This window comes from Dysgonomonas sp. BGC7 (assembly GCF_001261735.1).
Classification (GTDB): domain Bacteria; phylum Bacteroidota; class Bacteroidia; order Bacteroidales; family Dysgonomonadaceae; genus Dysgonomonas.
Genome location: NZ_CVRP01000009.1, coordinates 70,285 through 84,815 on the forward strand (window position 1 = coordinate 70,285; position 14,531 = coordinate 84,815).

General features: G+C 39.3%; 7 protein-coding genes. All 7 read left to right on the plus strand.

Annotated elements, in window-relative coordinates; genetic code table 11:
* Nucleotides 1-29 precede the first annotated feature (29 nt).
* The 7 genes from BGC7_RS08900 (at nucleotide 30) to BGC7_RS08930 (ending at nucleotide 14,392) form a co-directional block, all read left to right on the plus strand.
* Complete coding sequence (locus BGC7_RS08900; protein WP_050701233.1) at nucleotides 30-1,313, plus strand: DUF4995 domain-containing protein; 1,284 nt, start codon at nucleotides 30-32, stop codon at nucleotides 1,311-1,313.
* Nucleotides 1,314-1,407: 94 nt separating this feature from the next.
* Nucleotides 1,408-3,954: a DUF4962 domain-containing protein gene (locus tag BGC7_RS08905; protein WP_050701234.1), complete on the plus strand. Its 2,547-nt coding sequence runs from the start codon at nucleotides 1,408-1,410 to the stop codon at nucleotides 3,952-3,954.
* Nucleotides 3,955-3,995: 41 nt separating this feature from the next.
* Nucleotides 3,996-5,162, plus strand: coding sequence for a heparin lyase I family protein (locus tag BGC7_RS08910; RefSeq protein ID WP_050701235.1), 1,167 nt, complete (start codon nucleotides 3,996-3,998; stop codon nucleotides 5,160-5,162).
* An 83-nt stretch (nucleotides 5,163-5,245) separates the two neighbouring features.
* Nucleotides 5,246-9,307: a hybrid sensor histidine kinase/response regulator transcription factor gene (locus BGC7_RS08915; RefSeq protein WP_050701236.1), complete on the plus strand. Its 4,062-nt coding sequence runs from the start codon at nucleotides 5,246-5,248 to the stop codon at nucleotides 9,305-9,307.
* Between the two features lie 191 nt (nucleotides 9,308-9,498).
* Entirely contained in the window at nucleotides 9,499-11,442 is a 1,944-nt protein-coding gene (hepC, locus tag BGC7_RS08920) for a heparin-sulfate lyase HepC (RefSeq protein WP_050701237.1), read from the plus strand.
* On the plus strand, nucleotides 11,439-12,836 hold the full coding sequence (locus BGC7_RS08925) for a sulfatase family protein (RefSeq protein ID WP_050701238.1): 1,398 nt from the start codon (nucleotides 11,439-11,441) through the stop codon (nucleotides 12,834-12,836). The genes hepC and BGC7_RS08925 overlap by 4 nt, the downstream gene beginning before the upstream one ends.
* 5 nt (nucleotides 12,837-12,841) lie before the next feature.
* Nucleotides 12,842-14,392: a sulfatase family protein gene (locus BGC7_RS08930; protein WP_050701239.1), complete on the plus strand. Its 1,551-nt coding sequence runs from the start codon at nucleotides 12,842-12,844 to the stop codon at nucleotides 14,390-14,392.
* Nucleotides 14,393-14,531 lie beyond the last annotated feature (139 nt).

The window sequence follows — 14,531 nt, forward strand, 5'->3', positions numbered from 1 at the left end:
ATTAACGATTAAATAAGTATTGAAAAGAGATGAATTATTTTAAAACGACCCTCACTATTTGTGTTTGCTTGTTAACATTGGCTTCATGCGATAAAAAGCCGCAAGAAGATTACAAATGGTTGAAAAATAGTATTGATGTGTCAGTATCTCAATTAGAACTGACAGCTAAAGAAATTGCAGATTCGGCAAAAATGCCACGCTCTATATGGGTTGGGTACGATATAGATTTCCTTTGCAAACAGATGGAAACAGATATCACTGCATTTAAAGATTCGTTGCGCCCTAATCCGAGCAGTGAGAAAATTGGTACACGCAGACTTGCTCGTATCTATGACTGGACAAGTGGATTTTATCCGGGCAGTCTGTGGTATGCGTATCACCTTACAGGCAATGATATAATGAAAAAGGAAGCTACTAAATTTACAAATCTATTATATCCTATCCGCGAATATAAAGATACTCACGACATAGGTTTTATGATGAATTGTAGCTATGGTAACGCAGAACGTTTTGCTCCTAGCGATAGTATTTTACCTATATTGGTACAGACTGCTGATAATCTTATTGGTCGTTTCGATCCTAAAATAGGCTGCATTCGCTCTTGGGATTTCGGAACATGGAATTTTCCTGTTATTATAGATAATATGATGAATCTCGATTTATTATTTTATGTATCTAACCTTACAGGAGATAAAAAGTACAAAGATGTTGCTATAGCACATGCCAAAAAGACTATGGAAAATCATTTCCGTCCCGATTATTCTTCTTATCATGTAGTGAGCTATAATAGTGATGGTACAGTAGAAAGAAAGCAAACTCATCAGGGAAAAAATGATGAATCGTCTTGGTCTCGCGGACAGGCTTGGGCAGTATACGGTTATGTGTCTTGCTATAGAGAGACAAAAGATACCGCATTCCTCGATCAGGCTGTTAATATTGCAGAATTGATAATGAAGCGAGTTAAGACAGCTGACCTTATTCCTTTTTGGGATTACGATGCTCCTGATACAAAAGATACACCAAGAGATGCTTCGGCTGCTTCTATTACTGCTTCTGCATTTGTAGAGTTGAGCACAATGGCAACAGATGGTGGTAAATATCTTGATTATGCCGAAAAAATTCTTCAGAACTTATCTACAGATACTTATCTGGCATCTGTTGGTTCTAATCAAGGTTTTATTCTTAAGCATTCTACAGGTTCGTTACCTAACGGCTCTGAAATAGATGTTCCGCTCAACTATGCCGATTATTATTTCTTAGAAGGGTTAGATAGATATATGGCTCTGAAAAAAATAGAATATAAAGATCTGTAATCAGTAGAGTTCTTAGATCATAATTTCGGGTTTCTCGATTAGACATCACTAATGAGAAACCCGTATATAATAAAAACCTATAATTAAATCGTATATGTCAGGAAAATATATCATTGTTAGCATCTTATTATCTCTTTTATCAGTCTCTGCTTTGTATGCACAAAATGATGCGATAGAAAAACAGATAACGAAAAAAGCCCTTTATCCACGATATCGGGAATGGGCTAGTCCTACGGACGGAAAGGGTGTTAATATGAATCCTCCTGCTCTGCTTTGGCCTGCGACAGGTAAAAAAGCTATATATAAGGTTAGGTTATCTCAGAATAGTAGCTTTCCGAAAGGAAACACTATCGAAAGTGATGAGATACAATGGGCAATGTACAGCACACATGGTAAGATTGGCTTAGGTAAATGGTTTTGGCAATATGGTGTTGTTACGCCTTCGGGAGTAGAATGGTCTGACGTATACGATTTTTTAATAACTGATGAATCTCATGTGTTTGAAACACCGACTGTAAAAGAGTTCCTCAAAGATTGCAGTCTTCCTCATCCTCGTCTATATGTATCTAAAGATGAAATAGATGATTTTATAAAAAGAAATAAAGATAATCCGGAGGTTCAGAACATAATCCGGAAGGCAGACAAACAATTAATTTCTCCTTTGCCTGTAGAAGCCCCGACTCGTCCGCGTGATACAGTCGGACTTAGCGATTCGCAAAAAGATGTGATGATGACTTTTATGTATCATCGTTTTGGTGATAAGGTAAAAGAGCCTATAAAAAATCTTTCGATGGCTTATTTGCTTACAGGTAAAAAAGAATATGCCAGAACTGCGCTCTCCCAAGCACTCCATTTAGCTAAAATGGATCCTCAGGGTTATGCCACACGCGAAGATTTTAATTCCGCCAGTGTGATGCTGGCTATGGCCGTAGCCTATGACACGTCATATGATATGGCTACAGCAGAAGAAAGAAGAGAGCTGTTAGAAGCTATTAAGATAAGAGGAAATAAATTTTTCCGTCAATATGTAAATGAATTTGAAACCCACTCGATGGACAATCATGTATGGCAACATACACTGCGTCGATTGTGTTTTACTTCTATTGCCGTTCTCAACGATTTGCCCGAAGCTAAAGACTGGCTGGCATACTGTTATGAAGCGTGGAATTGCCGTTTTCCTATACTGGGAGGAAACGATGGCGGATGGCACGACGGCTCAAGTTATTTTCAGACAAATTTCGAAACCTTTATCTATATGCCGTTTATGTTCAAGCGGTTTACAGGAGTTAATTTCTTTGATATACCTTATTATCAAAACCTTTCAAAATTTTTGATATATTCATATCCTAAAGATTCCTATTCTACCGGATTTGGGGATAATGCAGAGAATCAGACCAAACCCGGAAAAAGCTATTGGGGGTTTGCCGATGCTTTGGCTCGTGAGCTGCATGACCCGTATGCCCGATGGTATGCCGATGAAATAAGCGGAGGAAAGAAAGAAATAGTAAACGAAAGCGCAAATTTTGCTTTTTATCGTTTAATGACAAAAAACAGGGGGGAAGATGTTCTTGCCCGTTCACCGAAAGACTTACCACAAAGCCTGCTGTTCAGAGATGCCGGCTTTGCTCTCATGCACAATGATGTTGCCAATACACCGAGCGATGTAATGATTTCTTTCATGGATCTGCCTTTTGGCTCTACAGGCCATGCGCATGCAGCACACAATGGCTTTGGTGTTAATGTCGGAGGAAAACAATTGTTTGGAGGGTCGGGACATTATAGTAATTTTACCGACAAACATACCCTTATACATTATCGCACTCGTGGGCATAATACTATTTTGGCTGATGGTATGGCTCAAAGTATAGGAGAAAACGGCTATGGTTGGATTGCACGTTTCAAAGATACTCCGGCACTTACTTATGTTCTGGGTGATGCTACACATGCGTATGGAACTATGACCACTCCTTTCTGGATAGACCGAATGAAACAATTTGATGTAGACTATACAAAAGAAAATGGTTTTGGAGATCCCGGAATAACACGTTTTCGCAGACACTTCGTCTTTCTGCGTCCTAATATAATCGTTATTTACGATGAACTGAAAGCCAAAACTCCTGTAGAGTGGACATGGCTTCTGCATTCTTACAACAAAATGGAGCAAGGTGATAAGCCTAATGTTATCTTAGCCCATAACGAAGTGGCTAATGCCCGGGTAAATATATATACGGATGAGAAAGCTAAAAGTTATATAACGAATGAATTTTTCTCTCCCGCTATCAATTGGAAAAATAGAGGCAAATCGGATAATGGAGAGCCTTACAAATATGCTAAACACTGGCATCTGGAATATTCTACTTTAAATAAATCTGCATCGACACGGTTTCTGACCATAATTGAACTGGATAAGGACAATGAGGGCTTTCGAAAGACAGCTCTTAAGTCTCCCAAAACAGGAACGTGGAATGTTAGTGACTGGACAATAGAAGCTGAGATGAATGGAAACAAAACTCCAAGCCTTATTGTGAAAAATAAGAACGGAGATGCTGTTGAATATATCAATCAGGGTAAAACAACTATTCGTCAGTCGGGGAAAATTACAGATAGATTAGTAGATACTGTGCCTTATATAGCCCGATGAAGGAGGAAGTGTTACTTATATCAAAATAATAAATAATTGTTATGTGTAAAGTTACTGTATTGATTCTCTTGGCCTGTTCTTTGCTCTCTGTACAGGCTCAAAATAATGGATTGAAGCCTATAACAAAGCGTGTGAATGTACAAGCCGATACGGCCCGTATAGCCCAGATAATAGATGGAGAATGGGTGGCAGTGGGCACAAACAAAAAACATGCTATTAGCTATGATTATACTTTGCCTTTTGGTGGTGAACCATCTTTTCGTTTCGAATTGAAAGAGAATGATAATACGCTCGCCGGATATGGTAAAGGAGAGACTAAAGGTAGGGCAGAGTTATCTTATTGTTATGCTACCAGTGCCGACTTTAATGGTCAGGCAGCAGATGCCTTCGAAAATGCTGTGAAGATGAAGACTGTTTACCATTACGGAAAAGGCATTTGTAAACAAGGAGAGCGACGTAAATATACTTTTTCGGTATATATTCCGTCCGACCTCAGAGAAGATGTTTCCACTATTTTTGCTCAGTGGCATGGCATGCCCGATCGCACTCTGGTGTCTTCTCCCGATGGTATTGCAAAAAAGCTGACAATACCCGAATTTCTCGATATGTATGATCGTATGATATTTAAGAAAAATATAGCTCATGATAAAATAAAAGTAACAGATAAGAATGGAGCTGTCACATATAAGGCAGGTAAGGCTAATGGCTGGCTTATAGAACAGGGAGGCTACCCTCCGTTAGCTTTCGGTTTTTCGAAAGGGTATTTTTATATCAAAGCTAATTCGGATAGAAAATGGTTGAGCGACAAGACTGACCGTTGCAATGCCGATGTGGAAAAATCTTCGATAATGAAACCTGTTACATCTGCCTATAAGGCATCTACAATAGCATATAAGCTTCCATTTGCCCGGTTTCCGAAAAATTGTTGGATAACCTTTGTTGTAGATGTAAAGTGGACTGAATATAGTGGCATGTCGGAAGAAATCACCTCTCCGGGCAAGTTGGATGTAAGAATGTCGTACAATAGGGGTGGAAGAAAGGTTGATGATCATATTGTGAAGAATGAAACAATATCTATAGGTCGCAATGACGAAGATGGCTATTATTTCAAATTCGGAATTTATAGAGTTGGTAATAGCTCTGTACCTGTTTGTTACAATCTGGCTGATTATAGCGAGGAAAAGTTAAATATTTCCATAAATGATTAAAAGCCTTAGTCTTTGCGTCGCTTTGTATGTACCTTTATAACTCGGATTTTTGCCACAGAAAATAGAAGGAAGTTCATTGTGCGATGATTAAAAAGTATTTATATATAATTCTGCTACTCTGGATCGGATCTTGTATTAATATATATGCAGAGAAAAGAGATCCATCCATAAGATTTACCTCGTTGTCTATCGATAATGGGCTATCTCAGAGTACAGTATATGATATTATTCAAGATAAAAAAGGTTTTCTGTGGGTGGCTACAGCCGATGGTCTTAATAAATATGACGGATATACGTTTACTGTTTACAGACACGAAAATTATAACCACAATTCTATCCAGTCCGATCTTATACGCAGTTTGTTTCTTGACGATAAAGGGGAACTTTGGGTAGGAACCAATTCGGGGTTAGCACTGTATGATAGCAAAAAGGATATATTTCATACCTATCCTTATAAGGCGCAGATCAATTATATGCTGCAATCTTCCGATTCTTTACTTTACCTAGCGTCATCCGAAGGTCTTTTTTCTTTCAATACCCAACAGAATACTTATCGGACGCTCTCGGAAAAAAGTGTGTTGTGCGACAACTTCCATATTCTGGCCAAATACAATGATCTTATACTGATAGGTACTGATAGAGGGCTTTATATGATGAGCCGGAAAGATGAAAATATAGTACCTTTCAAAAAAGAATTGTTGAATAAAAATATAATGAATATTTGTCCTGCCCGAAAAGGAATATGGGTAGCAACGGAAGGACATGGGCTCTTTTATATATCGGACGATGGTAGAATAAAGAACTATAAGAATAACAAGAATGATGAAAAGAGTATTTCTTCCGACTTTGTAAGAAGTCTCTGTTTCGATGATCAGCAGCGCTTGTGGGTGGGAACATTTATAGGTCTGAATATCTATGATGAAGTAAGTGATTCGTTCAGTCGCTATTACAGTAACGAAGTAGAGAAAAAATCAATAAATCAGAATTCTGTACGTTCTCTCTATCTCGACAATCAGGGAGCTATGTGGGTGGGGACATTCTATGGAGGCTTAAATTATCACCATCCGTTACAAAATCAGTTTGAGAGAATATATCACATTCCATACATTAATTCGTTGAGTGACAATGTAGTCAGTTGTATTGTCGAAGATGGGCCATCTCAGTTGTGGATAGGTACAAATGATAATGGATTGAACCTATATAATCTTAATACAAAAAAATTTACATACTATACAGTAAATCAGAATAACGGGAACTCTATCCTATCGAAAAATATAAAGGCCGTTTTAGTTGATGGAGACTTTGTATATATCGGCTCGCACGGAGGAGGTTTGGCACGGCTTGATAAAAAATCGAATAAAATAAAGAACTATACAGACCTGAACAGTGAAGTTGGTAGCAACAATGTGTATTCGTTGGCAAAAGACTCTCAGGGCAATATATGGGTGGGTACATTAGAGGGGTTGGTTATTTATAATCCTAGAAACGATTCCTTTACTCAGCTGGATTCTTTTTTGCCTAAAAAGGATGGAAACAGTGACTTCCTGAGCAAAATAGATAAGCATCATATATATGTTTTGCTTTTGGATAGTAAACATCAAATGTGGATAGGTACCGAAAACGGAATATATACCTACTCTTTTCAGACTAATAACTTTAAGGAATATAAGATTGGGATGGAAGATTATTCTTCGCCCAAAGATCGTATATATTGCATCTCCGAAGACCGCCAAAAAAGGGTTTGGGTAGGTACAAACCTTGGGCTTAGTCTCTTTCGGGAATCATCGCAAGACTTCAAGACTATTACTACAACAGAAGGTCTGCCCAACAATAATGTATATGGCATATTGCAAGACAGTTTCGATCGCCTATGGCTTAGTACCAATAGAGGATTGGCTTGTTACAATCCCAAAAATGAGGAGATAAGGACATATACACTTTTGGATGGGCTGCAAGGCGAACAATTCAACAGTTATGCGTATTGTAAGACTTCTTCCGGCGAGATGTTCTTTGGTGGGATAAATGGTATAACCGCATTTTCTCCCGAACAGTTGACCGACAATCCATTTACGCCTCCTGTAATGATAACCCAATTGCAATTGTTCAACAAGCCCGTTATTCCCGGAGATTATACAGGTATTTTGTCCGAAGATATAAGCGAAACCGGTAAGATAACTCTACAGCCCGACCAGACATCATTCGGTTTGCTTTTCACTGTACCTAACTTTTTGTCGGCTCAGCACAACACATTTGCGTATAAGCTTGAAGGTTTTGACAATGACTGGAACTATACGGAAGACAGGCATATGATATCATATTCCAATCTGAAGCCCGGGAAATATACTTTCTTTGTAAAGGCAGCTAATAGCGATGGTAAATGGAATAACGATCCTACTATACTCGAAATAGAAGTATTACCTTATTGGTGGGAGACTGTTTGGGCAAAGCTTGCATTTACAGTATTGGCTTTGACGGCAGTGTTCTTTTTATTTAAATTTCTGTACAATCGTCAATTGCTTAAAAATCAGTTGGCGTTAGAACGTTTAGAGAAGGAGAAAATAGAGGAAGTGAACCAGATGAAGCTCCGTTTCTTTATCAATATTTCTCACGAGTTTCGTACACCTCTTACACTTATCGTTTCTCCGTTGCAGGAAATACAGAGTATGACAAATGATAAGCGAATACTCAATCAGGTGAAAGTGATACAGCGAAATTCGAATAAACTATTGTATCTTATCAATCAGCTTATGGATTATCGTAGAGCTGAGTTAGGTGTTTTCGACCTGAAAGTAGTAGAGCAAAGTCCTCTCGCCTTGATTGAAAGTTCTATGAGCTTATTCGAACGTTTGGCTAAGCAGAAAGATATAGATTTCATACTCGAAGACGAGTTGGATAATAGAGTAGTGGTGTATGATCCGCATTATCTAGACCTTATTCTTTCCAATCTCTTGTCCAATGCATTTAAGTTTACCCCCGAAAACGGGTCGATAATAGTAAGCCTGAAATATGTCGACGATAATTTTATACTATCTGTAAAAGACACAGGTATAGGTGTTTCTCCTAAATATCAGGAGCTTATCTTTGAGCGATTCTATCAGGTAAATTCCGATAATATAGGTACCGGTATAGGCTTGTCTCTGGTCAAACGTCTTGTCGATCTGCATCATGGACGCATTGTTGTGCATAGCGAGCCGGAAAAGAGTTCGGAGTTTACAGTCTTTTTCCCGCAAGATAAAACTATCTATACCGATCAGGAATTGTCAGATATTCACACAAACGAGGTTCACACAATCAATCCTCGCGAAGATGTCGATATAGTTCGGTTACTCAAAGAAAATGATTCGGAAACGGATGTCGAGGCAGAGTATGATGAGAATAACCCCGTTTTGCTTATTGTAGAAGATGACACAGATGTAAGAAATTATCTGGTAGATAGTTTCCGACAGTCGGCGAAAGTGCTTTCCGCCTCCGATGGCGAAGATGGACTTCGGCTGATAAAAGACAATAAGGTCGATCTGGTTTTAACGGATGTTATGCTGCCTGTAATGGATGGGTTGAAGCTGTGTAAGGCTATAAAGCAGAATATAAGGACAAGCCATATCCCTGTTATAATGCTTACAGCTAAGACCAATCAGCAAGACCAGATGGAAGGGCTGACTGTGGGTGCCGACGACTATGTTTACAAGCCATTCAATATATCCATATTGAAAATGAAAGTGCATAATATGTTGAAATCGAGAATGCGTACTCTCGAGCACTATTCGAATACGCTGGATGTTGATCCGCAAAAGATTACTTTCAATGAAATGGATAAAGAGTTTATTGAAAAAGCAAAATCTATTGTAGAAGAAAATCTCGATAATATAGATTTTTCAGTAGACGATTTTTGTAATCAAATGGCTATGAGCCGTTCAAATCTTCATCTCAAGATGAAAGCGATAACAGGAGAATCTACAATTGAGTTTATAAAGAAAATCAGATTCAGCCATGCCTGTAATTTGCTGAAAGAAGGCAGGTATTCTATAGCCGAAATCAGTACAATGGTCGGGTTTAATACACCTTCATACTTTACAACGAGTTTCAAAAAATATTTTGGAATATTACCTACCGAATACGTGAAAGACGTGAAAAGAACCGATAAATAGACAATATTGATTTTTTTTTGGATAAAATTAATATTGGTTGGCGGTTTAGTTCAATTATATAAAACATATCTGAAAGTCTGTTTGCTGTATATTGTATAATATTGTTCTATCAATAATACTCTTTCTTCGCATCGTTTTTTGCGAGAGAGAAGGATTTGTTATATCGAGTTTAATACCTAAAACAAATAAAAATGAGAAAACTGTTTTTTATACTCATTCTGTTTATAATAGTTTCTTCGGCTCGTGCTCAGGAATTAAATACAGAAGTGTTTAATGTTGTCAATCTGAATTATCCAGGATTAGAGAAAGTAAAAGACTTGCATGCCAAAGGTAAAGATAAAGAAGCTCTTGCTGCGCTGTTAGACTACTATCGCAATAGGAAAGGGATAAATCACCCCGATGTAAATCTTGACAATGTAAAGATATCTAAAGAAGAACAAAAATGGGCAGATGATGGTCTGAAACATGTTTTCTTCGTACACAAAGGTTATCAGCCTTCGTATTTTTATGGAGACGACATCAACTGGCAATATTGGCCTGTACAGGATAATGAATTGCGCTGGCAGCTACATCGCACCAAGTGGTGGCAACCGATGGGGAAAGCCTACTTTCTTACAAAGGACGAAAAATATGCAAAAGAATGGATTCTTCAATATATGGATTGGATAAAGAAAAATCCGTTAAAAGAAAATGACGAAAATGTGAGATTTGCATGGCGTCCTCTCGAGGTGAGCCATAGACTACAGGATCAGACTATTCAGTTTTTGCTATTTCTTAATTCCCCTAATTTTACACCTGAATTCTTGTCGCAATTCCTTGTTAATTACAACAAACATGCAGAACATATTCTTTCCAACTATTCCGATCAGGGCAACCACTTATTGTTCGAGGCTCAGCGCGAGCTTTATGCGGGGGTTCTTTTCCCCGAACTAAAGGATGCCCCTGTATGGCGCAAGAGTGGTATAGATGTTCTCAACCGCCAAATACAATTGCAAGTATATGATGATGGTATGCAGTACGAGCTAGATCCTCACTATCATCTTGCTGCAATTAATATTTTTGCTAAAGCTATCAGTATAGCCGATGCCAACAATTTTAGAGATGAGTTTCCCAAAGCTTATCTTGATAGGGTAGAGAAAATGATAATGGTAGTTGTCAACATTAATTTCCCCGATTATACAAACCCGATGTTTAGTGATGCTAAGCTCGATGATAAGAAATCGATGCTGAGAGACTATAAGTCTTGGACTAAGATATTTCCTGCTAATAAGGCCATCAGGTATATGGCTTCTGACCACAAGACGGGAACTCCTCCGGCACATCTGTCTACTGCATTTAAGACTTCCGGATTTTATGTTTTCCGCAACGGATGGACAGAAGGGGCTACTCAGATGACACTCAAGGCCGGACCTCCTGCTTTCTGGCATTGTCAACCCGATAATGGAACTTTCGAGCTATATGTAAAAGGACGCAATTTCTTTCCTGATGCAGGTAGCTATGTGTATGGTGGCGATGCAGAAGTGATGAAAGAACGTAATTGGTTTCGTCAGACGATGGTGCATAAGACTCTTACTCTGAATAATGCCAATCTGGACAGCACAGACACAAAATGTTTGCTATGGGAGACTTCTCCACAGTTGGATAAACTGGTAATCGAGAACCCTAGTTACAAGGAACTAAACCATCGTCGTTCGGTATTCTTTGTCGATCAGAGCTTCTTTGTTATTGTCGACGAAGCTTATGGTAATGCTCAGGGAGATGTGGCGATACATTATCAGATGTGTGAAGGAAAGGTCAATCTGTCGAAAAATCAGTTGTCTGCTGCAACACAATTTGATGATAAAAATAATATTCTTGTTCAATGCTTTCCTGCACAGGCTACTCAAATGGTCGAAGAAGAAGGCTGGGTGTCTTATGCCTATCGTCATAAAGCTAAACGTGCGGCTTATGCTTTCACTGCTGACAAGAAAAACAATGATCCTGTTCGTTTCATTACAGTTATTTTACCTGTAGAAAAAGAGAAATCTGCACCTAAGATTAAAGCTTTATTCGAAAATAAACAATTTGATAAAAAAGGACTGAAAGTTAAAGTAGAAGTAGGTAAGAAGAAATATAATCTGAACTATACTCTATGAAACGAGGCGATATAAATAATATTACGTCCTCCCTGTTGATGGGAGGGCTTGGTATTTTCTCCTTCCAGTGTATTGCTGTTTCCGGCTATGCGCAGGAAGGAAAGCCCAATATAGTGCTGATAATGACCGATCAGCAAACAGCATCGGCTATGAGCTGTGCTGGAAATCCGTATGTACAGACTCCCGGAATGGATATGCTGGCCCGGGATGGAATTCGTTTCAACCGTTCGTATGTAACATATCCTCTTAGCGGCCCTTCGCGTGCAAGCCTTATTACCGGGCGTATGCCGGTAGAACTCGGAGTGAAGGACAACGGAGGTAAACTGGCAGACGAGGATTTACAGAATAATTTTGGCTTTGCCGTGTCCCGTGCCGGATACGATTGTTATTATGCAGGTAAATGGCATGCTCCTGAGCAGGTGAATATTCCTGAAGATGGAACCGGCTTCAAGAAAGTGTGCGACATGGATGACCGCATTCTTGTAGATAACTGTATCCCTTATCTGAAAAGAAAACATAATAAGCCGATGTTCTTGGTTGCTTCTTTTCTCAATCCTCACGAGATCTGTGAGTTTGCAAGAGACGAAGCTCTACATTATGGCAGGCTTCCCAAACCTGATATTTCGGAATGTCCGCCGTTGCCATACAATGCAGCTATTCCCGCTTACTATCCTGAGGCTATTACTTTGCACAGACGTTGGGTGCCAAAATCATACCCTACGGAACAATATACCGATGATGACTGGAGAAGGTATCTATATGCGTATTACCGTCTTGTGGAAAGAGTAGATAAAGAAATTGTAAGGTTAATAGACGAACTCAAAAAGAACAACCTGTACGATAATAGCCTTATTCTCTTCGTTAGCGATCATGGCGATGGAGTAGGTGCTCACCGTGCTAATCAGAAGCGAGTATTGCAGGAAGAAATAGTGAGAGTTCCTTTTATAGTGAAACCGCCTCATACAAAAACTAAAGGAGTAGTCAATGACGAGGCTCTTGTCAGTATCAACCTCGATATTTATCAGACTATATGTGATTATGCCGGAGCAGGAACACAAGCAGACCTGAAAGGTAAAAGCCTGCGTCCGTTGCTCGAAGGCAAGCAAAGTAAGCACCACGATGAAGTATATGTGGAGACCATGCTAGATGGAATAGATACCAGAGGATGGTCGGTTATCGGTAAAGATTATAAATATACACTTTACAGGTATTATAAGAACAAAGAGCAACTGATAAATCTGACAACCGATCCTTACGAGATGCAAAATCTGGCGGTAGATAAACAATACGATCCTATGTTATTAACCATGCGGAAGAAATTATACGACTGGGGTGTGGCTACCAAAGATAAGATGCTGATCAGATTATTGAAAGATGAACTAGACAGAAAATAAATAATATGAAATTGTATAAACCTTTTTTTCTTTTACCATTCGCCCTTGTGGCTTGCAAAGACAAACCACAGGAGCAGAAGAAACCGAATATTCTGTTTATTATGACGGACGATCATACTACTCAGGCTATAAGTGCCTATGGTGGTAGGATGGTATCTACTCCTAATATAGACCGTATTGCGAATGAAGGAATACGTTTCGATAACTGCTATGCTACCAATGCTCTGTCGGGCCCATCTCGGGCGTGCGTGCTTACCGGTAAGTTTGGGCATGTAAATGGATTCACCGACAATGCTAAAACTTTTGACGGCGATCAGGAAACTTTTCCTAAAATTCTCAAACGGAATGGTTATCAGACAGCTATAGTAGGTAAGTGGCATTTGATATCCGAACCGCAAGGCTTCGACTATTGGAGTATCCTTTCCGGACAGCATGAACAAGGCGATTATTATGATCCCGATTTTCTTGAGAATGGAAAAAATATCCAGGAAAAGGGATATGTTACCGATATAATTACCGACAAGGCGATTGAATATATAAAGGACAGAGATACTTCCAAGCCTTTTGCTCTGATGTTGCATCATAAAGCTCCTCACCGCAATTGGATGCCTGCCGAAAGGCATTTGGGGATATTCAATGACTCTGTTTTTCCCGAACCCGACAATCTGTTTGATGATTACAGTACACGCAGCCGCGCTCCGAAGGAGCAGGATATGTCTATTGCTAAAACTCTGACAAACTATTGGGATCTGAAATTGGCAACAGGCGATGAGCTTGCCAAAGATAACTTCCCTGACAAGAGATTTAAGGCTGTCTATGATCGTATGCCTGCATCGACAAAAGAGAAATGGAACAAGGTGTATGAGCAGCGCATAAAGGAATACAGAACCCGCAACATGAAAGGACGCGAACTTGTAAGCTGGAAATATCAGCAATATATGCGCGACTATCTGGCTACCACTCTGGCTGTTGACGAAGGAATTGGCAAGGTGCTTAAATATCTGGAAGACATAGGTGAATTGGACAATACAATTATTGTTTACACTTCCGATCAGGGATTCTTCTTGGGCGAGCATGGTTTCTTCGACAAGCGTTTTATGTACGAAGAGTGTCAGCGAATGCCTCTTGTGATGCGCTATCCTAAATTGATAGAGGCAGGGTGCACCACTTCTGCCATGAGCATGAATGTGGACTTTGCCCCAACCTTTCTCGATATAGCAGGACTGGAAGTTCCGGCCGATATGCAAGGTAAATCTTTGTTGCCGGTATTGAAAGATAAAGCGCATGCTCCTGCCGGTTGGCGCAAGTCAGTATATTATCATTACTTCGAATATCCTGCCGAACATAGCGTAAAGCGTCACTATGGGATAAGGACAGAACGTTATAAGCTCATACACTTCTACAACGACATAGATGAATGGGAAATGTATGATCTGAAAACCGATCCAAAGGAGATGAATAACATATACGGGCGTTTGGAGTATGCTGACCTGCAAAAAGAGTTGATGAGTATTTTGTCTCAAAACAGAGACATGTATAAAGATAATGTCGAATAATTGATAGAGAGAGCAAATCTAAAACTTTATCTATATACATCCCCTCCAACCGGCCCGAAAGGGAGGCTTAGCGAAGCCAATACTGAACAGTTAGCAGTAATCAGTCAACAGTTAGTATTAGGAGGTATATTTCCTGCGT

What these genes read in the sequence shown, in the direction of transcription:
- BGC7_RS08900 (WP_050701233.1), top strand. Translation starts at nt 30, where the DNA reads ATGAATTATTTTAAAACGACCCTCACTATTTGTGTTTGCTTGTTAACA.
- BGC7_RS08905 (WP_050701234.1), top strand. Translation starts at nt 1,408, where the DNA reads ATGTCAGGAAAATATATCATTGTTAGCATCTTATTATCTCTTTTATCA.
- BGC7_RS08910 (WP_050701235.1), top strand. Translation starts at nt 3,996, where the DNA reads ATGTGTAAAGTTACTGTATTGATTCTCTTGGCCTGTTCTTTGCTCTCT.
- BGC7_RS08915 (WP_050701236.1), top strand. Translation starts at nt 5,246, where the DNA reads ATGATTAAAAAGTATTTATATATAATTCTGCTACTCTGGATCGGATCT.
- hepC (WP_050701237.1), top strand. Translation starts at nt 9,499, where the DNA reads ATGAGAAAACTGTTTTTTATACTCATTCTGTTTATAATAGTTTCTTCG.
- BGC7_RS08925 (WP_050701238.1), top strand. Translation starts at nt 11,439, where the DNA reads ATGAAACGAGGCGATATAAATAATATTACGTCCTCCCTGTTGATGGGA.
- BGC7_RS08930 (WP_050701239.1), top strand. Translation starts at nt 12,842, where the DNA reads ATGAAATTGTATAAACCTTTTTTTCTTTTACCATTCGCCCTTGTGGCT.